The organism is Mammaliicoccus sp. J-M41 (assembly GCF_022385935.1).
Taxonomy (GTDB): Bacteria; Bacillota; Bacilli; order Staphylococcales; family Staphylococcaceae; genus Mammaliicoccus; species Mammaliicoccus sciuri_A.
On record NZ_JAJNIR010000012.1, the window covers coordinates 39,948 to 64,886 of the forward strand.

A 24,939-nucleotide genomic window follows, 5' to 3' on the forward strand; every position below is an offset into this window, starting at 1 on the left:
TTATAGAACACCTTCTATCTCAAGTACTTGAATAAACATTTGTGTCGTCGTCTTCATCGCTTCTTCGTCTAAATCAAACATAGGGTGATGGTGTGGGGCAGTTGAGCCTTTATCTTCATTACCACTACCTGTTAGGAAGAAACAACCTGGACGATTAAGTAAGTAGTATGAGAAATCTTCACCTATCATCATAGGAGGGATGTCTTCATAAGTTAAATCTAAGCGCTCAGCAGCTTCTTTAACCACTTCATATTGTTCTTCGTGATTGACGACTGTAGGATAGCCTCTACGGTATTCAAAGTCATAAGTCGCGTTATTGGCTAAACAAATTCCTTTTAAGACACGTTCAAGCTCAGCCTCTATTGTGTCTTTAACTTCTGGTTTAAACGTTCTAACAGTACCCGCTAAAGTAGCCGTATCACTAATAACATTAAATGCAGTACCCGCATCTACTTTCCCAACTGTAATCACACCTCGATCAATTGGGTCTATGTTTCGAGAAATGATTTTTTGGATGCTAGAAATGTATTCAGCTACGATTACAATCGGATCGATTGATGTATGAGGTTTAGCACCGTGACCACCTTTACCTTGAATGGTCACTTCAAAGTAGTCAGGTGATGCCATCATTTCATTAGGACGTGTCTTAATTGAAGATGTTTCATGACCACTCCAAAAATGGTTTCCATAAACTTTATCGACACCTTCTAATGCACCATCATCAACCATTGGATTAGCACCGCCAGGACTTAACTCTTCTGCATATTGAAAAATAAAAACAACATTCCCTTTAAGCAAATGTTGATGTTCATGCAGTATTTCACAGAATGTTAAGAGTGTAGCGGTATGACCATCATGACCACAAGCATGCATTACACCATCAACAGTCGATTTATAAGGTACGTCTTTTTCATCTTGAATAGGTAAAGCATCAAAGTCTGCACGAAATGCGATCGTTTGACCAGGTTCATTCCCTTTTAATTTAGCGACAATACCACGTTCCCCGACTGGCGCTTTAATCTCTAATTTATCTAGTTTCTTTAATTCAGATAAAATAAAATCATGAGTTTTTTCCTCATGATAGGATAGTTCAGGATTTTTATGCATATATCTTCTGATGTCTACAAGTCGATCGAATTTTTTATCTACTTCTTCTTTCCAATTAACCATTCATAAACCTTCTTTCAGTTCTTTAAAAATATAATATGATAATTGTAGCAAAATTTATAGAAAATTTAAACAATTCAATTTGAGATGATAACGCTTAATTCTTTGATTTTGATGTGTTATGATTGAGAAAAAGTGCTAAAGGAGAAGGTTTAAATGGTACAAACATTAGATTCATTCTTACAAACAAATTTAAATGAATTAAAAGACAATGGTCTATATAACGAGATTGATGTCGTTGAAGGTGCAAATGGTGCTGAGATTACAATTGGAGGTAAAAATTACATTAACTTATCTTCAAATAACTATCTTGGATTAGCAACAGATGAAGATTTAAAGAAAGCTGCTAAAGATGCGATAGATTCTCACGGTGTAGGTGCGGGGGCAGTACGTACAATTAATGGTACATTAGACTTGCATAGAGAACTTGAAGAAACTTTAGCTCAGTTCAAAGGTACTGAAAGTGCAATTGCATACCAATCAGGCTTTAACTGTAACATGGCTGCTATTTCAGCTGTTATGAATAAAAATGATGCAATCTTATCTGATGAATTAAACCATGCTTCAATTATTGATGGATGTCGTTTATCTAAAGCGAAAATTATTCGTGTTAATCACTCAGATATGGATGATTTAAGAGCGAAAGCTAAAGAAGCGGTTGAATCAGGTCAATATAATAAAGTTATGTACATTACAGATGGCGTATTCTCAATGGATGGAGACGTAGCAAAATTACCTGAAATTGTAGAAATTGCTGAAGAATTTGGCTTAATCACATATGTTGATGACGCGCATGGTTCTGGTGTAATGGGTAAAGGCGCAGGTACAGTTAAACATTTCGGACTTCAAGACAAAATTGATTTCCAAATCGGAACACTATCAAAAGCAATTGGAGTTGTAGGTGGTTATGTAGCTGGTACTAAAGATTTAATCGACTGGTTAAAAGTTGCTTCAAGACCATTCTTATTCTCAACTTCATTAGCACCTGGAGACACTAAAGCTATTACAGAATCAGTGAAAAAATTAATGGCTTCTACAGAATTACATGATAAATTATGGGATAACGCTAATTACTTAAAAGAAGGCTTAAAAGCAAAAGGCTTCGATATTGGTCATTCAGAAACACCAATTACACCTGTAATTATCGGTGAAGAGAAAAAAGCTCAAACATTTAGTAAGAGATTAATGGACGAAGGTGTATATGCGAAAGCAATCGTATTCCCAACAGTTCCAAGAGGTACTGGCCGTGTAAGAAATATGCCAACAGCTGCTCACACTAAAGAACAACTAGATCAAGCAATTGATATTTATGAAAAAATCGGTAAAGAATTAGGATTACTATAATTAATATTTCATCAAGCGCATGGGACAAATGTATACGTCCCATGCGCTTTTAATTTGATAGTTTGAGTTAGTAACAAAACTTAGTACTTTTGTAATTAAGGGGGCTGTTAGTAACAAAACTCCGTACTTTTGTAACTAAGGGTGCTGTTAGTAACAAAACTCTGAACTTTTGTAATTAAGGAGGGCGTTAGTAACAAAACTCTGAACTTTTGTAATTAAGGGAGCTGTTAGTAACAAAACTCTGAACTTTTGTAATTAAGGGTGCTGTTAGTAACAAAACTCTGAACTTTTGTAACTAAGGAGGGCGTTAGTAACAAAACTCCATACTTTTGTAACGAAACGTACCGTAACTAACATTTTATTCTCAACTTATGTATTACAATACGATTGTTTTTTTGTATTAGGTAACTTAATTTATCATTCTTATGTACTTCTGAAGTATACAAAACGGTAAAAATATAGTAAAATATCATTGAAGAAAGCGCTTTTGTATTTCTTGAGCGCACAAATGAACATTTCAACAATACAGGAGGATTTAAAATGAAAAAGATAATAATCACTGGGGCGTTAGGACAAATAGGGACAGAATTAGTTATAAAGCTAAGAAATAAATATGGTAATGAAAATGTATTAGCGACTGATATTAGAGAACCAGAAAGTGACAGCGAAATTAACAATGGACCATTTGAAATTTTAGATGTTACAGATCAAGAAAGATTTCATGAATTAGTTGAAAACTTCAATGCAGATACTTTAATGCATATGGCAGCATTACTTTCAGCAACTGCTGAAAAGAATCCACTATTCGCTTGGAATTTAAATATGGGTGGATTAGTGAATGCACTTGAAATAGCACGTGAATTCGATATGCAATTCTTCACACCAAGTTCAATCGGTGCGTTTGGACCAAATACACCTAAAGATATGACACCACAAGTTACAATTCAAAGACCAACTTCAATGTATGGTGTAAACAAAGTAGCTGGGGAATTATTATGTGACTATTACTACACGAAATTTGGCGTAGATACGAGAAGTATGAGATTTCCTGGGTTAATCTCTTATGTTAAAGAACCAGGTGGCGGTACAACTGACTATGCAGTGGAAATTTATTTCAAAGCTATCAGAGAAGGAAGATACGACAGCTATATAGATAAAGGTACATTTATGGATATGATGTTCATGGATGATGCTATTGATGCAATCATTAAATTGATGGAAGCGGATAGTTCACGATTAATTAACCGTAATGCATATAATGTGAGCGCAATGAGTGTTGATCCTGAGACAATTAAAGCTGCTATCCAAAAACATATGCCTGATTTCGAATTAGGTTATGATGTGGATCCAGAAAGACAAGCAATTGCTGATAGCTGGCCAAATTCTATTGATTCAACTTGTGCGAAAGAAGAGTGGGATTTCTCACCAACTTATGATTTAGAAAAAATGACTTCATTAATGCTTAAAGCTATTGAAGAAAAAGATAATTTAGCTAAGCAGTAATTTTATTGTGTATATTTTTTAAATTTTCCAAAAATTCATTGAATAACACCTCTATGACTGATATACTTGATAACATTAATTATTAATTAGCCTAGGAGGAATCATTATGACAGAAACATTTTACGTAGAAAAGCGTGAACAGCTTAAAGAGAAACCGGATTTTTCAAATTTGGTCTTTGGCGAAATCTTTACTGATTATATGCTATCTATGTCATATAAACAGGGTGAAGGCTGGTCAGAGCCAAAAATAATTCCATATGGGCCGATTACGTTGTCACCAAGTGCACAAGGTCTTCATTATGGACAAACAGTGTTCGAAGGAATGAAAGCATATAAAGATGGTGATGAAGTTACGTTATTCAGACCTGACCAAAATTTCAAGCGAATTAATTTATCTTTAAAAAGACTTGAAATGCCTCAAATCGATGAAGAAAAAGTGTTGAACGGTTTAATTCAACTTATTGATTTAGAGCGCGATTGGATTCCAAGTGGAGAAGGTCAATCTTTATATGTTAGACCATTTGTATATGCAACTGAACCATACTTAGGTGTGCGTTCTTCTACGGACTATGAATTTTTAGTAATACTTTCTCCAGTAGGCGCTTATTACGGTGATGATCAAATGAAACCAACAAGTATATATGTTGAAGATGAATATGTACGTGCTGTAAGAGGTGGCGTTGGATTTGCTAAATGTGGTGGTAACTACGCAGCAAGTTTAATCGCGCAAACACGTGCTAATGAACTTGGATTTGATCAAGTATTATGGTTAGACGGCGTTGAACAAAAATACATCGAAGAAGTCGGAAGTATGAATATATTCTTCGTCATCGATGGTAAAGTTGTAACACCTGAGTTGAATGGTAGTATTTTACCAGGTATTACACGTAAAACAGTTCTCGAACTTGCTCAAGAGTTAGGTTATGAAACTGAAGAGAAACGATTATCTATTGATGATATTATAAATGCTCATCATGACGGTTGTTTAACAGAAATTTTTGGAACAGGAACTGCAGCAGTTATTTCTCCAGTAGGATTCCTAAAATACGAAGAAGCTGAAATTACAATTAATAATAATGAAATCGGTCCGGTTACTCAAACGTTATTTGATGAATATACAGCAATCCAAACAGGTAAGAAAGAAGATAAACATGGTTGGAGAGTTGTTGTAGGACAAGAAAGCCACATTGAAATTGTGTAAATAAATTCAATAATAAGAAGAGAGTCTGAGACAGTATCTGTAGCAGGCTCTTTTTTAAAGGAGTAAAGTGATGATTAAATGGTTATTATTTGATAAAGATGGGACATTGCTTAAGTTTGATGAAACATGGTCTGAAATATCACTTGTGATGATTGATCGCTTTGTAGAGAAATATCATATAGAGCAAAAACAATCATTACAAGAAGCGTTAGGATATGTAGATGGACAATTTCTATCAAGTGGTATATTAGCATCTGGAACGTTAGCTGATATCGTACGTGTGTTTACACAATTTGCAGAGAATGCTGATCCAAAAGAAATTGAAGACTGGACAGTACAATTAAGCAAAGATTTAATCGCAGAGTACGAACCAGAAACGATCGTTATAGAAGGAATGGTAGAAACATTAACAGCATTTAAAGAGAAGTCATACCAAATCGCAATTATAACAAGTGATGATATCGACGGGACAAATCGATTTATTCAAGATGCAGGTGTAGGTCATTTAATAGATGAAAAAATAACAGCATCTATTAACGGTTATCAAAAGCCAAATCCAAAAATGGTAGAAGCATTTTATGAAAAATGGAAAGCATCACCAGATGAAATTGTGATTATAGGCGATACACCAACAGATATACAAATGGGTAAGAATGCACACTTCAAGAAAGTTATTGGCGTTCTGAGCGGTACGGGTAATAAAGAAGATTTATCAGAAGCAGACTTTATTTATCAAGATATTAATGAATTTTACGCACAAGAAGCGGAATGGAGTAAATAAAATAAAAGGCCATAAATATGCTAATAACAGCATGTTTATGGCCTTTTTATTATTTCACGCGTGTATCGATTGAACGGTGTGTTTCAATGACATGCGCAATTTTATCTATAATATGGTTAATGGAATCTGGATCTTCGTATAAGTCATAGTCGTTAATATTTACACGTACAACTGGACATTCTGTAAAGTTATTAATCCAATTATCGTAACGTGAGAATAATTTTTTCCAGTATGCTTCATCTGTTTCAATTTCCATTTGACGTCCACGTCTTTGGATACGTTGGATAACATCATTATAGTCACATTCTAAATAGATTAATGCATCAGGTTTAGGGAAGTAAGGTGTCATAACCATTGCTTCAAATAATTCTCTATACGTCGCATAATCTTCTTCCGTCATTGTGCCTTGTTCTTCGTGCATTTTAGCAAATATATCAACGTCTTCATATATTGAACGGTCTTGGATAAATCCGCCACCATATTCGAACATTCTCTTTTGTTCTTTAAAGCGTTCTGCTAAAAAGTAAATTTGTAGATGGAAACTCCAACGTTCGAAGTCGTGATAAAATTTTTCTAAATAAGGGTTGTTATCGACTTTTTCAAAAGAAGTCTTGAAGTTTAGTCGTTCGCTAAGTGCTTGTGTTAAAGATGATTTTCCAACACCAACAGTACCAGCAATTGTGATGATAGCATCATTTGGTATGACTTTATTTGTCATGTATAATCTCTCCAATCAAAGGTTGTAATAAGTTTAAGACTTGTTGATAATCTGCGGTGTTATTCACGAAATCTAAATGAGAAGTATCGATTTGAATGGCATCAATTTCATTTTTTACTTCTTCATAAAATTGATTATAGTCACGTTTAAGTTGAGCTAAATAATCATTTTCAATTTGAGTTTCGTATGATCTATTTCGATGGGCAATTCGTTGTTGAAGTACTTCGAGGGATGCATCGAGAAAGATAATTTGGTCAGGCATGCGAATATCTTCAGTTAAGATATCATAAATTCTACTAAATTTATCAAATTCAGTTTCATTTAATGTGTTTTTAGCGAAAATCTTATTTTTAAAGATATGATAGTCGCTCACAATACCGTTAATATTTTCTAAATCGGTTAACTGTTTGTAACGATGACACAAGAAGAACATTTCGGTTTGAAAGCTCCACTTAGAAATATCGTCATAAAAATCACTTAAGTATGGATTCTCATCAACAATTTCAAATTCTTCAGTGTAATGGAGCGCTTCAGCAAGCTTTTTCGTTAAAGAGCTTTTCCCGACGCCGATAGGTCCTTCAATTGCGATAAAGGTTTTTTTCATATATATCTCTCCAGATGTTAAAATAGACATACCTATTCTATCACAAATTAAACGGAGTGAAATGTGACGTGCATGAAAAATATATGAAACTTGCAATTGAAGAAGCAAAAAAAGCTTGGGCTATGGATGAAGTACCGATTGGCGCAATAATTGTTTATAAAAATGAAGTAATTGGCAGAGGGCATAATTTAAGAGAACATGATCAAAGTCCTGTAGCGCATGCTGAGATGATTGCGATACAAGAAGCGGCCAAGCATCTTAATTCATGGCGTCTTGAAGAGACAACATTATATGCCACGTTAGAGCCTTGTGTGATGTGTTCAGGCGCTATTGTTATGAGTAGAATTCCTCATGTCGTTTACGGCGCGACAGATTTAAAAGGCGGTTGTAGTGGTAGCTTAATGAATTTAATTGAAGATACACGCTTCAATCATCGTTCTACAGTTGAAAGAGGGATACTCGAACAAGAATGTGGTGACATGTTACGAACATTTTTTAAGGAAAAAAGGATTTTAAAAAAACAAATTAAGCAGAATAATACAGATTCATAGAGATTATTACTGTTATTTGTTAAAATTTATGTTGAATATAAAGAAAAGAGGTTACTTTCATGATTAAGTTAATCGCAACAGATATGGATGGTACTTTATTAAACGCTGCACATGAAGTTTCTAATGAAAATTATGAAGCAATAAAGTATGCACAATCTAAAGGGATAACTGTCGTTATAGCTACGGGTAGAGCATTTTATGAAGCAAACAGTCCAATTGAAAAAACAGATTTAACATTACCATATATTTGTTTGAATGGTGCAGAAGTAAGGGATGAAGAATTCAACATCGTTCATACATCTAAATTAACACGTCCATTAATCAACAAAATCACAGGCGTCTTAAATAAAGAAGATATTTATTATCAAGTATATACAAACTTTGGTATATATACAGAAGACCCAGAAAAAGATTTAGAAATCTACGTTGATATCGCTGAAAAAGCTGGTCAAAAAGCAGATGTTAAAAAAATTCGTGCCAACATTCAAAGTAGAATTGACAACGGTACTTTAAAAACGGTTGATAGCTACGATGAAATCAAAAATAGACCAGGCGAAATCATTTTGAAAATATTAGCATTCGCGAGTGACTTATCTAAAATTGATAGAGCCAAAGCTGAAATTTCAGAATCAAAAAGCTTAGCTGTATCTTCATCATCAAGAGGGAATATCGAAATTACGCATTCAGATGCTCAAAAAGGTATTGCTTTAGAAGAAATCGCAAATCAATTAAACATCCCAATGTCAGATGTAATGGCAATTGGTGATAATTTAAATGACGTTTCTATGTTAGAAAAAGCAGGCTATGCAGTTGCCATGGAAAATGGTGCACCCGAAGTTAAAGAGATAGCAGATTATGTTACAGACACTAATGAACACAGTGGTGTAGGTAAAGCGATTATACATGCACTCAAAGATTATGACCGCTAAAACATCGTCCAAAAGAATGATTTTTCTATAAATTTAAATTCATAGTTTTTTTGTATGTTATAATGGTCCGTAATGATAATCATTAAAATTTTGAGGTGACAACATTGAAAGTATTACTTATTGTAGGTAGCGCAAAACAATATTCACATACACATGCATTAGCACAATTTGTTCGAGGTAATTTAGAAGAACAAGGTGCAGAAGTAACATTGGTTGATTTATATGATAAACCAATACCGTTTTTAGATGTATCAGGCAAGCATTTAAATGACGAACGCGTTAAAGATAATGTAAATGAATTACGTGAGAAAGCTGAAGAAGCCGATGCAATAATTATCGGTACACCAAATTATCACGGTTCATATTCAGGTATACTGAAAAATGCATTAGATCATTTAACGATGGATCAATTTAAAATGAAACCTGTTGGCTTAATATGTAACAGTGGTGGTATGCGCAGTACAGAACCATTATCACATTTACGTATTATTATGAGAAACTTATTAGGTATTGCAGTACCAGTTCAAATCTCAACACAAGATGCAGATTATGGTAAAACAGAAGACGGCACATATTATGTAGATGTAGATGATATTAAATTACGCGTTAAATTATTTACAGAACAAATCACAAAATTAATACAAAATAACCCATGGATTGAAACAGAAGAAGTAAATTCATAATAAGAGGAGAGCAACAGCTTAGGCTGTTGCTCTTTTCTTTATAGAGAATGGTGGAAATGTCGGGATGGGAGTGGGAAATATGGACCGATACGAAAAATTAACGGTCCACAACCCCAAAAAAAGGACCGACTTTATACGTCGGTCCGTTCTCTATTTAAATTACTTAGTATATTTTAATCTTGCGAATGCGTCGTGTTGATGTATAGATTCTTCGTTTCGGCATTCGATTTCGAATCCTTGAATCCATTCTAATTCTACTAAATCAGCTGCTACTAATCTAATTAAATCTTCTACAAATCTTGGATTCTCATATGCTCTTTCTGTTACAGCTTTTTCGTCAGTTCGTTTCAAGATTGGATATAGCATTGAACTTGCGTTAGCCTCCATACCGTCTAATACAATATCTTTGTAGTTATCTGGTAGGCTTACTTCTGGATCTAAATCAATTAGGACTGTGATGATACCACGCTGATTATGAGCAGAGTATTCACTAATTTCTTTAGAACATGGGCATAACGTTGTTACAGGTACTTCTATACCTAAAGATTTCTTTATTATTTTATCTTCTGAAACGGATAAGATATATCTAATATCTGCATGACCGACTGCCTTTTGGTTTGTAACTGGGCTAAAGCGGTTAAAGAACCATTTTGCTGTTACATTTACTGATGCAGTATTTTGAATCATTGCAGTTTGTAGTGTATTTAATAATGTTGTTAGATGATCGAAATCTAGTTTTACACCGTTATCATAATGTTTTTCAACACTTTCGATAATACGGCTCATATTAATACCTTTTTCGTCTTGATTTAAACTAGTTGAAAATTCGAAGTTTCCAACTGTTTGAAAATCATCAATTCTTACAGGGTAAATTAAGTTCTTGATACCAACATGTTCAATTTCGAACAGGAAATCTTTCTTAGAGCTTTGTAAATCAGGCATCTTTTCTTTTTCAGTTGGTTTCGTACCTTTAATAGGGTCAACTGAACCGAAATATTTCCAGCGCGCTTCACGTGTTGATAAATCTAATTGTGTCATTCACATTGCCTCCACTATCTATTCAATATGATATGTCCAGAAATGTTCTGTCTTCATCCACATATCTTTAGCTGCTTCACCTTCTTGAGTATTTGAAGCAAGGTTTTGTAACATTGGACCTGTTTGAGACGCATGAGCTTGAAGGACCTTCATCTTGCGTTCTTCATATCCAGTAATATCTATATTAATATCCGGTTCTCCTAAATCGCTGTATGTGTCATTACTAAATGCCACAAGGTGTAATTTAGGTCTTGCTGATGCTTCCATACGACTGACTGTTCTTACAACTGATTCTGCAGTTGCTTCATGGTCAGGGTGAACGGAATAACCAGGATAGAATGAAATAATCAATGATGGGTTAAGTTCATCTATTAATGATTTTACCATATTATCTAATTCATCTTTAGGTTCAAATTCGATTGTTTTATCTCTATAGCCCATTTTTCTTAAATCTGTGATACCGATCGCTTCAGCTGCTGCATCTAATTCACGTTCTCTTATAAATGGTAAAGATTCACGTGTAGCAAAAGGTGGGTTACCTAGGTTACGGCCCATCTGTCCTAACGTTAAACATGCGTAAGTTACTGGTGTACCATTGTCCACGAACTTACTTAATGTACCAGATGTTCCAAATGCTTCGTCGTCTGGATGTGGAAAAATAACTAATACTTGTCTTTCGTCATTCATTGTATTCACCTCTTAATCCTTGAAAGGATTGCTACTAATTTCTAAAGTTGCAGCAAGTTGTCCTTCATAATTTAGTCCCGCTATTAATAGTTCGTTATTTTCAGTTACTTCATAATGTGTTAATCCTTGAACATAAACCCAACCATTGTTGTCTAATTTTAAACCAACACGATAAGGTTCTTTATTACCGCCCGTTAAATGTGCGTGTGTAAAAGTAACTTGAATATTTCTTAAAAATGTACCAGCATTAAATACTTTGCTATCAAAATGGTTTGCATAAGCACCATTTGTTGTTTCTACATGGAGATAAACTGGCTTATTTTCATATTCCGATATTAGTGATTGTACTTGATCTACTTGAATTAATTCCATGCCTTTCACTCCTCATAGTATATACTTTACTATTCTACTAAATTCTTGAGTAAATTTATATACATTCTGCTCACAAGTTATGATTTATTGTCTTGAAGTATGACATCTCTCGTATGCTGATAAAGATTCATATTATCTTGGCGCTCTAACAACATATAACTGACCACATCAATCAAGAAATGTGCTGAAATTTGTGTATTAATGAATTGTCTATCGTTCACTCTCGTTTGATCAATCGTCATGATGACAATGTCAGAATAAGCAGTCAGCTCACTGCCAGCATAGTTTGTAATCGCAATAACAGTTGCCCCTTGAGATTTCGCAATTTTCGCAGCATTAATCAGTTCTTCTGTCTTGCCACTATTAGAAAAAGCAATTAACGCATCATTTCTATTTAATAGCGAAGCGCCAATTTTCATTTGATGCGCATCAGTTACAGAACTTCCAGCTATGCCCATTCTCATCGTTCGATAATAGAATTCAGTTGCCGTTAAACCAGAACTTCCTAAACCTGCAAAAAGCGTTTGTCGGCTATTGGTCAATATATCAATCAGTTGATTAATTTTATCATTAGATATAAATTCTCCTGTTTGTTGTATAAGCGTTTGATGATATTCGTGGATTCTTTTAATGAGTGGAACGTTTTGAATATCTGTCTTCTCATAAGTTTGTTGAATATTGAACTTCATATCTTGAAAATGTTGATAGTTCAATTTATGACTAAATCTTGTAATGCTAGAAGTTGATACACCAATTGCATAAGCTAAAGAAGTAATTGTTGAAAAATGATCGCCAACTGGATGATCGAGTATAAATCTAGCAATCTTTTCATCGGACTTTGTGAAAAGGTATGAAAATTGTTGAATACGATTTTCAAAATTCATGAAGGACACCTCAATTTATAGAATAAATAACATTATAATTGAAAATATTTTTCAAAACAATTAATAAAGTTGACTGTAATTTTCGTGGTGTTATATTTAGGATAAATAGGGAGGTAGGTGTTCGAATGAGTAAAATTTTTGATAAAGCACAGCAATTCGGGAAATCATTTATGTTACCCATAGCAATTTTACCTGCAGCAGGGTTGTTATTAGGTATAGGTGGTGCTTTAAGTAATCCAAACACAATTAAAGCATATCCGATTTTAGACGTAGATTTATTACAGTATATATTTATTTTGATGTCATCAGCGGGGAATATCGTTTTTGCGAATTTACCAGTATTATTCGCAATCGGGGTTGCGATAGGCTTAGCAAGAAGTGATAAAGGTACAGCAGGTTTAGCAGCAATGTTAGGATTCTTAATTATGAATGCGACGATGAACGCATTATTAACGATTACGGATAATGTTGCAGCACCAGAAGCATTAGCTAAAGCAGGACAAGGTATGGTACTAGGTATTCAAACTGTCGAAACAGGTGTGTTCGGTGGGATTATCGTCGGTATTATGACTGCCATGCTACACAATAAATATAACAAAATCACATTGCCACCGTTCTTAGGGTTCTTTGGTGGATCGAGATTTGTACCGATTGTAACGTCAATTGCGTCAATCGTACTAGGTGTTATTTTGTTCTTTGTTTGGCCAACGATTCAAGGTTGGATATTTAATGCGGGTGGTCTTGTTAATAAAACAGGTGTCATCGGGACGTTTATTTATGGATTTATATTACGTATGCTTGGGCCATTTGGCTTACATCATATATTCTACTTACCATTCTGGCAAACTGCACTTGGTGGTACGATGGAAATCAACGGGAAAATCATACAAGGGACTCAAAATATCTTCTTCGCACAATTAGGAGATGCAGATTTAACACATTATTATTCAGGTATTTCAAGATACATGTCTGGTCGCTTTATAACAATGATGTTCGGATTGCTTGGTGCAGCTTTAGCAATTTACCACACAGCTAAACCAGAGAAGAAAAAAGTAGTAGGTGGCTTAATGCTTTCTGCAGCATTAACATCATTCTTAACAGGTATTACAGAACCACTTGAATTTAGTTTCTTATTCATTGCTCCAGTATTATATGTTATCCATGCAATATTTGATGGTTTAGCATTTATGATGGCTGACATATTTAACATCACTGTCGGTCAAACCTTTAGTGGCGGATTCATTGATTATATCCTCTTCGGTGTGTTACAAGGGAATAGTAAGACGAACTATTTATTAGTCATTCCGATCGGTATAGTTTGGTTCTTCTTATACTATGTGACTTTTAGATTTTTAATTACGAAATTTAACTTTAAGACACCAGGACGTGAAGATAGTGAAGCGGTTCAAACTGTTGAAGCAAGTGAACGTGCCGAAACAATCATTAAAGGTTTAGGTGGAAAAGAAAACATAGATACAGTCGATTGTTGCGCAACAAGATTACGTGTAACGATTAATGATGAGCATTTGTTCAACGAAGATCTCATTAAGACGACAGAATCAAGAGGTATCGTCAAAAAAGGAACGGGTATTCAAATTATTTATGGTCCACATGTTACGACTATAAAAAATGAAGTAGAAGAAGCGTTAGAAAATCAATAAGGAGTGTTTTTATAAATGTTACCACAAGGATTAATCGTGTCATGTCAGGCTTTACCGGATGAACCATTACATTCATCTTTTATTATGAGTAAGATGGCGTTAGCTGCATCTCAAGCAGGTGCTAAAGGTATTAGAGCGAATACGAAAGAAGATATTATCGCTATTAAAGAAGAAGTTGATTTACCGGTAATCGGAATAGTAAAACGTGATTATGAAGGTTCAAAAGTATTTATCACAGCAACTTCAAAAGAAGTCGATGAATTAATTGAAAGTGGTTGTGAAGTTATTGCTTTAGATGCAACTAAACAAGAAAGACCTAAAGAGTCACTTGAAGAACTTGTTTCATATATTAGAGAGCATGCACCAAATGTTGAAATTATGGCAGATGTCTCTGATTTAGAAGAAGCTATTCAGGCTGATAAATTAGGATTCGACTATGTTGGTACAACTTTAAGAGGTTATACAGAATATACAAAAGGTCATGTATTATACGAAAATGATTTTCAATTTTTAAAAGATGTATTAGATAATGTTAACGCAAAAGTAATCGCAGAAGGAAATGTTATTACACCTGAAATGTTTAAACGCGTAACAGATTTAGGTGTACATTGTACAGTCGTTGGCGGCGCTATTACGAGACCTTTAGAAATAGCGAAAAGATTTATAAAAGAAATAGAGGGATAATTATGCAAATCATGAATTTAGGATCTAAAGAGGAAGCATGCCATTATGTTGCGAATGAGTTATTAAAGCAAATTATTTCAAATAAAAAAAGTGTGCTTGGATTAGCAACTGGTGGAACGATGGTTCGTGTATACGAACAACTTGTGAACTTGATTAGAATTAATGAAATTGATTTGAGTGAAATCACGACATTTAATTTAGATGAGTATATTGGCATCGATTATGATCATCCAGAAAGTTACTACACATATATGCATGACGTACTCTTTAATCATTTACCATCTTGGAACGAATCGCGTATACATTTACCAAACGGTTCAGCAGAGGATTTAGATGCAGAAACGAAACGTTATGAAGCATTATTAGATCAAGAAGGACCAATAGATGTTCAAATTCTTGGTATTGGAGAAAATGGACATATAGGTTTCAATGAACCAGGCACTTCATTTGATAGTGTGACAAGTATTGTTGATTTAACAGAGTCTACAATAGAAGCGAATAGTAGATATTTTGAAACAATTGAAGAAGTACCAGAACAAGCTATTTCTATGGGTATTCAATCTATTATGAAAGCTAAACGTATAATTCTATTAGCTTATGGACCGAAGAAAGCAGAAGCGATTAAACGATTATTAACAGGTGACATAACAACAGACTTACCAGCATCTGTTTTGTATAATCATCCTAATGTAGAAGTTATACTAGATAATAATGCGTATTTAAGGGAAGAAGACGACATTTAGAGTAATAAGTCATAGTAAAAATTCACTTGAATGATGATACTCTTTAAAGTACAATTACAACTGAGATTAGCCTCAAGAAATGGCGGGTGGAATTATTGGAAACAATGCGCATTTCATTTAACGATGAAGCGGTTTTAGATTATTGTAATATAATGGGATATCAGTACTATGAAGAAGTGCCAGTTCAATACTTATTAAGCGTACTTCGAGAGTTTAATAGTTTTAAGCCATTTATGAGAAATGATACAAAACTTAAACAAATTAAAAGTGAGTTTGAACAGACAGAACGTATCATGACATTAGAAAATTACATCGCAGAATTAGAATGTTTAAATGAAACTAAAGAGGGAGATAATGCATTTTATCAATATCAAATGACATTATTTAAGAACCGCAAAGAAGTGGCAAAAGTCACAGCGGAATTTAGTATCATGCAATCATAATAAAGAGCTGTACGCATGTGCGTATCGTAATGAATGGAGCCGAGACAAGAAACGTTGTCTCGGCTTTTGCTTATATTTGGGGATTGGTTGTGAGAATTTCATGTGATGAGCTTGTTGTTATGAGCAGTTTTGGCTACGCAATCGTGATGATAAGTAAAATAGGCGACTAGCCAACATAAATAAAACCTCACTACTCATAATAGTGAGGGGATTGGTGCATATATGCACGAACTCTTGTTAAAAAGAGTAACATCATATTGAAGAAAAATACAAAATAATGAGATAAATTAAATGTGCATTGTTCATTATTAAATATATAAAAATCAGTAAAACCACAATCAATTTTTATTATATTTTTCATAATAATCCCTCCGAGATATTATTGATGTTTTATTTATAATTATAATTATTTTAGTCAATATTATAATTATATTTACACTATTTTAATATTAAAATAGTTTACAAATATATGAAATTGTGTGAAGATTGTGTTAATAATAACTATTTGTGCCAAATTTTATTTGTTAGAGAGGAAAAATGATGGTCTTACTAAAAGTTGAAAATCTTAGTAAAAGTATAGATAATAAAAAAATTTTAGATAATTTGAATTTTGAAATTAATGAAGGTGAAATTGTAGGGTTTATAGGTGAAAATGGAGCTGGCAAATCTACAACATTTAAAACTTTGTTAAACCTTATTTCAAAAGATGAAGGATTAGTTTTGTTTTTTAACGAAGATTTAGATTTAAATATAAATTTAAAGAATAAAATAGGAACAGTCTTTGATGCTATTAATTTACCATCAGACTTGACTGCTAAACAACTAAATAATGTCTTTCAAGAAATATTCAGTGAATGGAATCAAAATGAGTATTTTGATTTACTTAAAGAATTTGATTTACCTTTAAATAAAAAAGTATCCACTTTATCACGGGGAATGTCTATGAAGCTCTCAGTTTCAATCTCAATGGCTCATAATGCCAAAGTTTTACTATTAGATGAAGCAACAGGAGGTTTAGATCCTGTCTCAAGAAATAAGCTTCTTGAAAAATTACAAGTCTATAATGAAATAAACAATGGAGCTATTTTGTTATCTTCTCATATACTAGGGGATGTTCAAAAGATAGCAACACACTTAATTATTTTAAAAAAAGGTAAAATAATTTTGAAAGATAGTAAAGAGAATATTATGCAAAATTATGCAGTTGTAGAGGTCGAAGATTCAAATATTGTTGAGAAAAATATAATTATTTATCAAACCACTTTACATAACAATAAGAAAAAAATACTAATTTCAGATAGATCTAATATACCTAAAAACATAGAGTATAAAGCCATTGATTTAGAGGAAATGGTTTTATTACTAACAGGGGGGGAGTAAAATGAAAGGTTTATTACTTACAAACTACTACTTAGTACATAGAAGTGTCTTGTCTTATATATTTATCGCTAGTTTAGTTGCTTTTGTATTACTTTGGTTCTCATCAGAAAAATCATTACCAATAGCTATAATGATTATTTTATTATTAACTTCATTACCTTCTTTAGAAATAATAAAGAAAGAAAATAGTTCTGGATATGATAGATATGTTTTAACTCTACCTGTCAGTAAAAAAAATATAGTAACTAGTCATTATATTTTTTATTTTGTTAATTCCAGTATAGGAGTTATTGTATCATTTTTTATATTTTTTGTTTACGACAATTTTTTTGTAAAAGAGGAAAATTTAAAATTTTTAGATTCTGCAAGTTTAGGGATATTTATTGTACTATTTGGAGGTAGTTTAGTATTCCCACTTTTGTACTTATTAGGTCCAGAAAAATCAGATGCTATTGTTATCGGCGGAGGTATGATCGGGCTATTATTTGTTTTTATTATTCAAGAATTAATTAAACAATTTCAAAAAATATTCCCATTAATACTTAAAGATACACACTTTATAATACCTATGATTTATATATTTTTAGGAATAATTATATATTTAGTATCGTACTATGTATCTAGAATTATATATTTAAAAAAAGAGTTTTAGAAAGGTGATTGTTATGAAGGATAATACTTTATATAATTTTATTTAAAACCAGGTATAGATTTTTTGAAAAAATGATATGTACGTTATTCTGAATCTGAAAACTCGAAATTCTAAAAGGAACTATCATTTTTACTTAGCTGAAGATAAAAATGGTCAATATTTTGATCATGGAGATGATATATTACTTTTATCTTAAAATGTTAATGCGTGGTATAAAATCGAATAAATTGCTATTAATAAACTCTAGATTTATTAATATTCATACCAATATCTGAAAAGATAAAATCATTTTTCTTTTTTGTTTTAGTATTCATTATTTATACACTTATAGTTTGGTGTTTTTAGAAGCAGTTTTGGTTGAAGGTGCAAATAGTGAGTGCCATGTTTACAGTTGTTACGAGTTTTGTAACTAAGGCGGTCCATAGTAACATTTCGGCCGAGTTTTGTAATTAACGCCCCCGTTATGAACAAGTTTGGTCAGAAGTGTTCACAACGCTCGCTGTATCCTCCCGATACCTCCATAACTAACACCAATCCAGCATCCCCACAAAAAAATGCCAACAAAGTCTAAGACCTTGTCGACATTATGAAGCTGTATGCACATGCGTACAGCTTTTTATTATACTTCTTCAGTATATACTTCTATTTTTTCGATACGGTTTGAAGCGCCGTGATCTACTGGACCTACGAAGTCGTTCATTTTCCAACCGTTTTTAATAGCTGATGCTACGAATGCTTTTGCATGTATGATTGCATCTTCTGGTGATTCGCCGTTTGCTAAGTTAGCTGTTGTTGCTGCTGCGAATGTACAACCTGCACCGTGGTTATAACTTGATTGGAATTTATCTGTTGATAATAGGACATGCTTTTGTCCGTCATAATATAAGTCATAAGCTTTATCTGATTCTAAAGCTTTTCCACCTTTAATGACAACATATTGTGCACCAAGTTCGTGGATTTTTTCTGCTGCTTTTTTCATATCATCAATTGAAGTTAGTTTACCTAAACCTGATAGTTGACCTGCTTCAAATAAATTTGGTGTAACGACTGTTGCTTTTGGTAATAGTTCTTTAATCATTGCATCAGTATTTCCCGGGTTAAGTACTTCGTCTTCACCTTTACATACCATTACAGGGTCAACTACGAAAATTTCAGCGTCTGCTTCGTCATATGTTTGACGTGCACGTTTAATAATTTCTTCAGAACCAAGCATACCTGTTTTAATTGCATCTGGTCCGATTGAAATAGCTGTGTTTAATTGTTTGTCTAGTAAATCAAGAGGTAATGGTGTTACGTCATGTGACCATGTTTGTGGGTCCATTGTAACGACTGCTGTTAATGCAACCATTCCATATGTGTCATGCTCTTGGAATGTCTTCAAATCTGCTTGCATTCCAGCTCCAGCACTTGTGTCTGATCCTGCTATTGTTAAGACTTTTTTTAATGCCATTGATGATTCCTCCCAATAATTCATATATTTTATCATATCACGTTTTTTAATTGTAAAAAATAGTTATGACCTTTTCTTGAGTGCTATGTTATCATTTTTATTGAGGTGAATAATATGGATTGGCAACAAATATTTCATAAAATAAAATCTGAACATGATTTTTCTGAAATGGAGTCATTTTTAGAAGAAGCATATAAAAGTAAGACGATTTATCCTGATAGAGAAAATATTTATCAAGCATTTGATTTAACACCTTTAGATCATGTGAAAGTGGTTATTCTCGGGCAAGATCCTTATCATGGTCCGAATCAAGCGCATGGCTTAGCTTTTTCAGTACAACCAGACGCAAAATTCCCACCTTCATTAAGAAATATTTATAAAGAATTAGAAGACGATATAGGTTGTAAGAGAACGACACCTCACTTGCAAGATTGGGCTAATGAAGGTGTATTACTTTTAAACACCGTCTTAACAGTAGAAGCACATCAAGCACATTCACATAAAAATATTGGCTGGGAAATATTCACGGATGAAATTATTAAACATGTTTCCAGTGAATTAGAAGATGTTGTGTTTATACTTTGGGGTAAACCTGCACAATCTAAGATCAAGCTTATTGATACAGAACGCCATCATATTATACAATCTGTACATCCAAGTCCATTATCGGCTTATAGAGGATTCTTTGGGTCTAAATCATTTAGTAAGACGAATGAATATCTTATTGCGAGTGGTAAAGAACCCATTAATTGGTGTGGAGGTGACATTTAATGATAAGTAGATCACAATTAATTGCTGCAATAGAAGAAGAACTCGTTGCTGCTGACAATGCTTCAACAAATGAAGTCTTTAATCGCCACATGCATGCCATTCATACGTTAAGTGGATTGGTAGATAAAGAAGACGATTTAACGCACGATATTAAAGTAGAACAAAATATTTCTTCAACACCTAAACCAACACCAAAAGCAAAACCACAAATTTCAGATGAAGAAATTAGAAAAATGGGTGGTAAAGTACGTAACGAACCATCTGTAAATAAAACAGAAAATCAATTAACAACAGATGATGGTATAGGTAATGGAGATTCAATATTTGATTTTTAAATAAGAAAGGGAGATAACAAATGAAATTATTTATTATAATAGGTGCAATTAATGCAATGATCGCTGTAGCAGCAGGTGCATTTGGCGCACATGGTTTAGAAAATAAATTATCGGCTAAATACTTAGATATATGGGGTAAAGCAACAACATACCAAATGTATCATGCACTCGGTTTAATTTTAATTGGTATCATTTCGGGCACAACATCTATCAGTTTAAACGTAGCTGGATGGTTGATGACATTTGGCATAGTATTCTTTAGTGGTTCATTATATATACTTGCTGTAACTCAAATTAAAATACTTGGCGCTATTACACCAATTGGCGGCGTATTATTTATAGCAAGTTGGTTATTACTCGTAATTGCTGTTTGGAAAATTTAATTAAAGGTTAATTACGTTTCACGAAATTTATAAATAAGGGTGGAACATGTATGGCTAGGAAAAAGAAAGATTTATCAAGAGGAAATTTAGATCAGAACTTATCAGAAAAATTTGTATGGGCCATCGCTTACGGCTCAAGTATTGGTTGGGGTGCATTTATACTACCAGGTGACTGGATTAGTCAGGCTGGACCATTAGGCGCTTCAATCGGTATATTTATCGGGGCATTATTGATGATTGTTATTGCCGTTAGTTACGGTGCATTAGTTGAAAAGTTCCCAGTATCAGGTGGTGCTTTTGCATTCGGATACTTAGGATTCGGTAAATATGTATCATTCTTCTCATCATGGTTTTTAACTTTTGGATATATTTGTATCGTTGCTTTAAACGCCTCTGCATTTAGTTTGCTTTTTAAATTTATTATGCCGGGATTTTTAGAACAAGGTAAATTATATACAGTAGCAGGTTGGGATGTGTACATAACTGAAATTATACTATCTTCACTTATATTGTTAATATTTGCTTGGATAAGTATAAAAGGTTCTAGTTTTTCAGGAAGTCTGCAATATATATTCTGTGTGGTATTAGCAGTTGTTGTTATACTTTTATTTGCAGGATCATTTTTCACGCATGATTTTTCATTCTCAAATCTTAAGCCTGTTGTCAATAATGACATGGGATGGCTTGCCTCAATCGTTGTAATTCTGGCAGTTGCACCATGGGCATATGTAGGCTTTGATAATATTCCGCAAACGGCAGAAGAATTTAACTTTTCACCAAGTAAGACGTTCAAGTTAATCGTATTTAGTTTGATCGCATCAGCGCTTACTTATGTGATGATGATACTTTTAACAAGTTGGTTGTTTAAAGATGCATCATCTGTAGGTGGAGATTTATGGGTGACAGGTTCAGTCGTTCAAGAAGCCTTCTCGTTTGTTGGTTTAGCCGTATTAATCGTCGCAATATTGATGGGGATATTCACAGGATTGAACGGATTCTTTATGAGTTCAAGTAGATTGTTATTCTCTATGGGTAGAGCATCTGTTATGCCAAGCGTCTTTAAAAAGTTACACCCAAAATATAATACACCGTATATTAGTATTATATTTATTTTAGTATTGGCACTCGCTGCACCATGGTTAGGTAGAACAGCATTAACATGGATTGTAGATATGTCATCAACAGGTGTTTCAATCGCTTATTTCATAACATGTTTATCAGCATTCAAACTATTTTCATACGATAAACGAAGCATGATGTATCATCCAAAATACAAAACATTTGCGATTATCGGTGCAATTATCGCTGGTATATTCTTAGGCTTATTACTTGTCCCAGGATCACCAGCAAGTTTATCATTACCTTCTTATATCGCTTTGTTCATTTGGTTAGTGCTTGGTATTGTATTCTTTATGATAAGATACCCATCACTTAAGAAAATGACGAACGATGAACTAAACTATTTAGTATTAGATAAGACAAAAGAAGAAATGATAGACTTAGAAGCCAAAACAGAAGTGAAAAAATAAATAAATAGTAAACCAAACTAGCGAGAGACGCTAGTCTGGTTTTTTAGTTGTTGTTATTTTGCAATTAAAGAAATTTGTATAATAATCTTTTTGTGAATTTATTTTATTTCGTATTTATAGAAGGTGGCATTCTTTACTCAAGATAAGTATAATGTTCATCAGTGTTTGAAAACGATTTCTATATAAAAATATAAGGTTTTAGGGGGAACGATGATGTTACAGTTTGATGCTGTCACAACTTTAGCTATAGCATGTGTCTTACTTTTATTAGGTGAGGGTATTGTAAATAAAGTTTCTATATTGAGACGTTTATGTATTCCTGCGCCAGTAATTGGTGGCTTGTTATTTGCTATTGTAGTTGCTATTTTACAATCATTAAATGTCATTACAATTAAATTAGATTCTGATTTTCTACAGGACTTCTTTATGTTGGCATTCTTTACAACAATAGGTTTAGGTGCTTCATTAAAATTATTAAAACTTGGTGGAAAAGTACTAATTTTATATTTTATTTTTTGCGGAATTTTAGCATTTTGTCAAAATGTAATCGGTGTTTCATTATCTAAAGTGTTAAATATACCACCACTACTTGGCTTAACTGCAGGATCAATGTCCATGGAAGGTGGTCATGGTAATGCAGCGGCATACGGTAAGACATTAGAATCATTAGGTGTAGACTCTGCGCTAACAGCGGCACTTGCAGCAGCGACATTAGGACTTGTTGCAGGTGGATTAATAGGTGGTCCTGTGGTTCGATATTTAATTAAAAAGTTTGATTTGAAACCAGGAGATGCTAAAGATACAGGTATTGATTTTAGTGAAGTGGGATATAACGAGAACTTACATAGTAGAATGAACCCTACAACAGTATTTATTGTTCAATTTACAATTATTGCAGTATGTATGGCGATTGGTACATATATTGGAGATGGATTTACGAATTTAACAGGAATAAATATTCCGGTTTATGTTGGGGCAATGTTTGTAGCAGTGATCATAAGAAATATTTCTGATTACGGAAACTTAAACATTATTGATATGAAAATTACTAACCAAGTGAGTGATGTTTCATTAAGTTTATTCTTATCAATTGCGTTAATGAGTATTAAATTAACAGAAATTTATCAATTGGCGCTGCCGTTAACAATTATTGTATTAGTACAAATTGTATTTATCGTACTATTCTCAGTATTTGTCGTGTTTAGAGGACTGGGTAAAAATTATGATGCAGCAGTTATGATAGGCGGATTTATCGGACATGGACTTGGCGCAACACCAAATGCCATGGCTAACTTAGATGTTATAACTAAAAAATTCGGTGCATCACCAAAAGCATATTTAGTAGTCCCAGTAGTTGGAGCCTTCCTAATAGATTTACTAGGCGTACCAATTGTTACATTATTCATCAATATATTTAGTTAAATATAGTTGGCAATGAGATAGAGGCTGGGATATTGTATTATGTCCCAGCCTTAATTAATATTCTGGACCGATAAATAAAAATATCGGCCTGTAAATCAACATCATTAGCACTCAAAATATGAAGAGCCTGGAACTTTACTCAGTTCCAGGCTCTTTCTATATTATTTCAATTTAAAGAATGTATCTAATTCATCAATATTTAATATATTACCTACATAGAATGCTCCGAAGTCACCATATCTTGCTGATACTTCGTCGAAACGCATTTCATAGATTAATTTCTTGAATTGTAACATGTCATCACTGAATAATGTTACGCCCCATTCGTAATCGTCTAGTCCTACTGAACCTGTAATAAATTGTTTTACTTTACCTGCATAACTACGTCCGATTAAACCGTGTGAGCGCATTAGGCTACGTCTATGATCCATATCTAACATATACCAGTTGTCTTCGCCGTCACGTCTTTTATCCATTGGGTAGAAACATACGTACTCTGAACGTGGTACTTCTGGATATAATCTTGCTTTAACATGTGGGTTTTCGTATGGATCTTCGTTAGAGTCACCTGCAAGATAGTTTGAAAGTTCTACGATTGATACGTATGAATATGTTGGAATTAAGAAGTCGCTAATATCTAACTTGTTAAATTCATTTTCTAAGGCGTTTAATTGTTTAACGTCTGGTCTTAAGAACCATAACATTAAGTCTGCTTTTTGGCCTGTTATGTTATAGAAAGCATGAGAACCTTCTTTACTATTATGAACTGTTTCCAACGCTTCAAGGAAAGTCTTGAATTCGCTGATCATTGTGTTTCGATCTTCTTCAGGTACAGTTTTTAAGCTTGCCCAATCAATTGCATAAAATAAATGTAAGCTGTACCAACCATCTAATGTTTTTGCTGCTTCGTTCATTTTACTTTCGCTCCTTTTAGAAAAGATATCTTCATTACAAGTCTATCATACTAGATAAGGTTGAAAGGACTCAACTTTTTACATTGTTGTGAAAGAAAGAATACTTAAAT

Annotated in this window: 27 protein-coding genes; 18 read left to right on the plus strand and 9 right to left on the minus strand. The window is 33.4% G+C overall.

What is annotated here, in order from left to right; all coding sequences use genetic code 11:
- The gene (locus LQ686_RS06565) at nt 1-1,170 is read right to left on the minus strand and encodes a M20 family metallopeptidase (RefSeq protein WP_107565232.1); all 1,170 of its coding nucleotides are present in this window, start codon (nt 1,168-1,170) and stop codon (nt 1-3) included.
- 153 nt (nt 1,171-1,323) lie between these two features.
- Here LQ686_RS06565 and LQ686_RS06570 point away from each other — a divergent pair, with 153 nt between their 5' ends.
- The 4 genes from LQ686_RS06570 (at nt 1,324) to LQ686_RS06585 (ending at nt 5,996) form a co-directional block, all read left to right on the plus strand.
- On the plus strand, nt 1,324-2,511 hold the full coding sequence (locus tag LQ686_RS06570; protein WP_025904873.1) for a glycine C-acetyltransferase: 1,188 nt from the start codon (nt 1,324-1,326) through the stop codon (nt 2,509-2,511).
- A 540-nt stretch (nt 2,512-3,051) separates the two neighbouring features.
- Entirely contained in the window at nt 3,052-4,014 is a 963-nt protein-coding gene (locus LQ686_RS06575; protein ID WP_107565233.1) for an L-threonine 3-dehydrogenase, read from the plus strand.
- 106 nt (nt 4,015-4,120) lie between these two features.
- Nucleotides 4,121-5,215 carry a branched-chain amino acid aminotransferase gene (locus tag LQ686_RS06580; protein WP_239733213.1) on the plus strand — a complete coding sequence of 365 codons (1,095 nt, stop codon included), beginning with the start codon at nt 4,121-4,123 and terminating at the stop codon, nt 5,213-5,215.
- Nucleotides 5,216-5,285: 70 nt separating this feature from the next.
- Nucleotides 5,286-5,996 (plus strand): HAD family hydrolase, encoded by a 711-nt coding sequence (locus LQ686_RS06585; RefSeq protein ID WP_107565234.1) that lies wholly within the window; start codon nt 5,286-5,288, stop codon nt 5,994-5,996.
- Between the two features lie 49 nt (nt 5,997-6,045).
- On the opposite strand, the gene LQ686_RS06590 is transcribed toward LQ686_RS06585, so the two are convergent.
- Nucleotides 6,046-6,714 carry a deoxynucleoside kinase gene (locus LQ686_RS06590; protein ID WP_025904877.1) on the minus strand — a complete coding sequence of 223 codons (669 nt, stop codon included), beginning with the start codon at nt 6,712-6,714 and terminating at the stop codon, nt 6,046-6,048.
- Nucleotides 6,704-7,318: a deoxynucleoside kinase gene (locus LQ686_RS06595; RefSeq protein WP_037589930.1), complete on the minus strand. Its 615-nt coding sequence runs from the start codon at nt 7,316-7,318 to the stop codon at nt 6,704-6,706. The genes LQ686_RS06590 and LQ686_RS06595 overlap by 11 nt, the downstream gene beginning before the upstream one ends.
- An 83-nt stretch (nt 7,319-7,401) precedes the next feature.
- Here LQ686_RS06595 and tadA point away from each other — a divergent pair, with 83 nt between their 5' ends.
- From tadA to LQ686_RS06610, 3 genes are all read left to right on the plus strand, one after another.
- Entirely contained in the window at nt 7,402-7,869 is a 468-nt protein-coding gene (gene tadA / locus LQ686_RS06600; protein ID WP_037559967.1) for a tRNA adenosine(34) deaminase TadA, read from the plus strand.
- Between the two features lie 59 nt (nt 7,870-7,928).
- Nucleotides 7,929-8,798 carry a Cof-type HAD-IIB family hydrolase gene (locus LQ686_RS06605; protein ID WP_025904880.1) on the plus strand — a complete coding sequence of 290 codons (870 nt, stop codon included), beginning with the start codon at nt 7,929-7,931 and terminating at the stop codon, nt 8,796-8,798.
- A gap of 104 nt (nt 8,799-8,902) precedes the next feature.
- Nucleotides 8,903-9,481 carry an NADPH-dependent FMN reductase gene (locus LQ686_RS06610; protein ID WP_025904881.1) on the plus strand — a complete coding sequence of 193 codons (579 nt, stop codon included), beginning with the start codon at nt 8,903-8,905 and terminating at the stop codon, nt 9,479-9,481.
- Between the two features lie 159 nt (nt 9,482-9,640).
- On the opposite strand, the gene folE2 is transcribed toward LQ686_RS06610, so the two are convergent.
- From folE2 to LQ686_RS06630, 4 genes are all read right to left on the minus strand, one after another.
- On the minus strand, nt 9,641-10,519 hold the full coding sequence (gene folE2 / locus LQ686_RS06615; RefSeq protein ID WP_025904882.1) for a GTP cyclohydrolase FolE2: 879 nt from the start codon (nt 10,517-10,519) through the stop codon (nt 9,641-9,643).
- A gap of 18 nt (nt 10,520-10,537) precedes the next feature.
- Entirely contained in the window at nt 10,538-11,206 is a 669-nt protein-coding gene (bshB2, locus tag LQ686_RS06620; protein WP_025904883.1) for a bacillithiol biosynthesis deacetylase BshB2, read from the minus strand.
- 12 nt (nt 11,207-11,218) lie between these two features.
- The gene (locus tag LQ686_RS06625) at nt 11,219-11,578 is read right to left on the minus strand and encodes a YojF family protein (protein ID WP_025904884.1); all 360 of its coding nucleotides are present in this window, start codon (nt 11,576-11,578) and stop codon (nt 11,219-11,221) included.
- Nucleotides 11,579-11,655: 77 nt separating this feature from the next.
- Nucleotides 11,656-12,462, minus strand: coding sequence for a MurR/RpiR family transcriptional regulator (locus tag LQ686_RS06630; protein WP_025904885.1), 807 nt, complete (start codon nt 12,460-12,462; stop codon nt 11,656-11,658).
- 125 nt (nt 12,463-12,587) lie between these two features.
- Between LQ686_RS06630 and LQ686_RS06635 the strand changes: the two genes are divergently transcribed.
- The 6 genes from LQ686_RS06635 to LQ686_RS06660 all read left to right on the plus strand — a co-directional run bounded on the left by LQ686_RS06635 (nt 12,588) and on the right by LQ686_RS06660 (nt 18,025).
- Nucleotides 12,588-14,123 carry a PTS transporter subunit EIIC gene (locus LQ686_RS06635; RefSeq protein WP_107572786.1) on the plus strand — a complete coding sequence of 512 codons (1,536 nt, stop codon included), beginning with the start codon at nt 12,588-12,590 and terminating at the stop codon, nt 14,121-14,123.
- 15 nt (nt 14,124-14,138) lie between these two features.
- Nucleotides 14,139-14,807 (plus strand): N-acetylmannosamine-6-phosphate 2-epimerase, encoded by a 669-nt coding sequence (locus LQ686_RS06640; RefSeq protein ID WP_025904887.1) that lies wholly within the window; start codon nt 14,139-14,141, stop codon nt 14,805-14,807.
- A gap of 2 nt (nt 14,808-14,809) precedes the next feature.
- A complete protein-coding gene (gene nagB / locus LQ686_RS06645; protein ID WP_107572787.1) occupies nt 14,810-15,550 on the plus strand; it encodes a glucosamine-6-phosphate deaminase in 741 nt (246 codons plus the stop codon).
- A 104-nt stretch (nt 15,551-15,654) separates the two neighbouring features.
- Nucleotides 15,655-15,993 carry a hypothetical protein gene (locus tag LQ686_RS06650; protein ID WP_232157687.1) on the plus strand — a complete coding sequence of 113 codons (339 nt, stop codon included), beginning with the start codon at nt 15,655-15,657 and terminating at the stop codon, nt 15,991-15,993.
- A gap of 540 nt (nt 15,994-16,533) precedes the next feature.
- Entirely contained in the window at nt 16,534-17,373 is an 840-nt protein-coding gene (locus tag LQ686_RS06655; protein ID WP_232151886.1) for an ABC transporter ATP-binding protein, read from the plus strand.
- Between the two features lies 1 nt (nt 17,374).
- Nucleotides 17,375-18,025 (plus strand): ABC-2 transporter permease, encoded by a 651-nt coding sequence (locus LQ686_RS06660; RefSeq protein ID WP_107596549.1) that lies wholly within the window; start codon nt 17,375-17,377, stop codon nt 18,023-18,025.
- A gap of 619 nt (nt 18,026-18,644) precedes the next feature.
- Here LQ686_RS06660 and thiD read toward each other — a convergent pair.
- Nucleotides 18,645-19,475 carry a bifunctional hydroxymethylpyrimidine kinase/phosphomethylpyrimidine kinase gene (gene thiD, locus LQ686_RS06665; RefSeq protein WP_025904890.1) on the minus strand — a complete coding sequence of 277 codons (831 nt, stop codon included), beginning with the start codon at nt 19,473-19,475 and terminating at the stop codon, nt 18,645-18,647.
- 114 nt (nt 19,476-19,589) lie between these two features.
- Here thiD and LQ686_RS06670 point away from each other — a divergent pair, with 114 nt between their 5' ends.
- The 5 genes from LQ686_RS06670 (at nt 19,590) to gltS (ending at nt 23,915) form a co-directional block, all read left to right on the plus strand.
- A complete protein-coding gene (locus LQ686_RS06670) occupies nt 19,590-20,246 on the plus strand; it encodes a uracil-DNA glycosylase (RefSeq protein WP_107565236.1) in 657 nt (218 codons plus the stop codon).
- A complete protein-coding gene (locus LQ686_RS06675; protein ID WP_107565237.1) occupies nt 20,246-20,581 on the plus strand; it encodes a DUF5327 family protein in 336 nt (111 codons plus the stop codon). The genes LQ686_RS06670 and LQ686_RS06675 overlap by 1 nt, the downstream gene beginning before the upstream one ends.
- 20 nt (nt 20,582-20,601) lie before the next feature.
- Entirely contained in the window at nt 20,602-20,964 is a 363-nt protein-coding gene (locus LQ686_RS06680) for a DUF423 domain-containing protein (RefSeq protein WP_025904893.1), read from the plus strand.
- A gap of 50 nt (nt 20,965-21,014) precedes the next feature.
- Complete coding sequence (locus LQ686_RS06685; RefSeq protein ID WP_107573121.1) at nt 21,015-22,493, plus strand: APC family permease; 1,479 nt, start codon at nt 21,015-21,017, stop codon at nt 22,491-22,493.
- A gap of 213 nt (nt 22,494-22,706) precedes the next feature.
- Nucleotides 22,707-23,915, plus strand: coding sequence for a sodium/glutamate symporter (gene gltS / locus LQ686_RS06690; protein ID WP_107565239.1), 1,209 nt, complete (start codon nt 22,707-22,709; stop codon nt 23,913-23,915).
- A gap of 161 nt (nt 23,916-24,076) precedes the next feature.
- On the opposite strand, the gene hemQ is transcribed toward gltS, so the two are convergent.
- On the minus strand, nt 24,077-24,829 hold the full coding sequence (gene hemQ / locus LQ686_RS06695) for a hydrogen peroxide-dependent heme synthase (protein ID WP_107565240.1): 753 nt from the start codon (nt 24,827-24,829) through the stop codon (nt 24,077-24,079).
- Between the last annotated feature and the right edge of the window lie 110 nt (nt 24,830-24,939).

Coding starts and splice junctions, on each gene's coding strand:
- LQ686_RS06670 (WP_107565236.1), top strand. CDS start 19,590: ATGGATTGGCAACAAATATTTCATAAAATAAAATCTGAACATGATTTT.
- LQ686_RS06660 (WP_107596549.1), top strand. CDS start 17,375: ATGAAAGGTTTATTACTTACAAACTACTACTTAGTACATAGAAGTGTC.
- LQ686_RS06605 (WP_025904880.1), top strand. CDS start 7,929: ATGATTAAGTTAATCGCAACAGATATGGATGGTACTTTATTAAACGCT.
- folE2 (WP_025904882.1), bottom strand. CDS start 10,519: ATGACACAATTAGATTTATCAACACGTGAAGCGCGCTGGAAATATTTC.
- LQ686_RS06570 (WP_025904873.1), top strand. CDS start 1,324: ATGGTACAAACATTAGATTCATTCTTACAAACAAATTTAAATGAATTA.
- nagB (WP_107572787.1), top strand. CDS start 14,810: ATGCAAATCATGAATTTAGGATCTAAAGAGGAAGCATGCCATTATGTT.
- tadA (WP_037559967.1), top strand. CDS start 7,402: ATGAAACTTGCAATTGAAGAAGCAAAAAAAGCTTGGGCTATGGATGAA.
- LQ686_RS06640 (WP_025904887.1), top strand. CDS start 14,139: ATGTTACCACAAGGATTAATCGTGTCATGTCAGGCTTTACCGGATGAA.
- LQ686_RS06575 (WP_107565233.1), top strand. CDS start 3,052: ATGAAAAAGATAATAATCACTGGGGCGTTAGGACAAATAGGGACAGAA.
- hemQ (WP_107565240.1), bottom strand. CDS start 24,829: ATGAACGAAGCAGCAAAAACATTAGATGGTTGGTACAGCTTACATTTA.
- LQ686_RS06595 (WP_037589930.1), bottom strand. CDS start 7,318: ATGAAAAAAACCTTTATCGCAATTGAAGGACCTATCGGCGTCGGGAAA.
- LQ686_RS06580 (WP_239733213.1), top strand. CDS start 4,121: ATGACAGAAACATTTTACGTAGAAAAGCGTGAACAGCTTAAAGAGAAA.
- LQ686_RS06680 (WP_025904893.1), top strand. CDS start 20,602: ATGAAATTATTTATTATAATAGGTGCAATTAATGCAATGATCGCTGTA.
- LQ686_RS06625 (WP_025904884.1), bottom strand. CDS start 11,578: ATGGAATTAATTCAAGTAGATCAAGTACAATCACTAATATCGGAATAT.
- gltS (WP_107565239.1), top strand. CDS start 22,707: ATGTTACAGTTTGATGCTGTCACAACTTTAGCTATAGCATGTGTCTTA.
- LQ686_RS06650 (WP_232157687.1), top strand. CDS start 15,655: ATGCGCATTTCATTTAACGATGAAGCGGTTTTAGATTATTGTAATATA.
- LQ686_RS06635 (WP_107572786.1), top strand. CDS start 12,588: ATGAGTAAAATTTTTGATAAAGCACAGCAATTCGGGAAATCATTTATG.
- bshB2 (WP_025904883.1), bottom strand. CDS start 11,206: ATGAATGACGAAAGACAAGTATTAGTTATTTTTCCACATCCAGACGAC.
- LQ686_RS06630 (WP_025904885.1), bottom strand. CDS start 12,462: ATGAATTTTGAAAATCGTATTCAACAATTTTCATACCTTTTCACAAAG.
- LQ686_RS06565 (WP_107565232.1), bottom strand. CDS start 1,170: ATGGTTAATTGGAAAGAAGAAGTAGATAAAAAATTCGATCGACTTGTA.
- LQ686_RS06590 (WP_025904877.1), bottom strand. CDS start 6,714: ATGACAAATAAAGTCATACCAAATGATGCTATCATCACAATTGCTGGT.
- LQ686_RS06685 (WP_107573121.1), top strand. CDS start 21,015: ATGGCTAGGAAAAAGAAAGATTTATCAAGAGGAAATTTAGATCAGAAC.
- LQ686_RS06585 (WP_107565234.1), top strand. CDS start 5,286: ATGATTAAATGGTTATTATTTGATAAAGATGGGACATTGCTTAAGTTT.
- LQ686_RS06655 (WP_232151886.1), top strand. CDS start 16,534: ATGGTCTTACTAAAAGTTGAAAATCTTAGTAAAAGTATAGATAATAAA.
- LQ686_RS06675 (WP_107565237.1), top strand. CDS start 20,246: ATGATAAGTAGATCACAATTAATTGCTGCAATAGAAGAAGAACTCGTT.
- thiD (WP_025904890.1), bottom strand. CDS start 19,475: ATGGCATTAAAAAAAGTCTTAACAATAGCAGGATCAGACACAAGTGCT.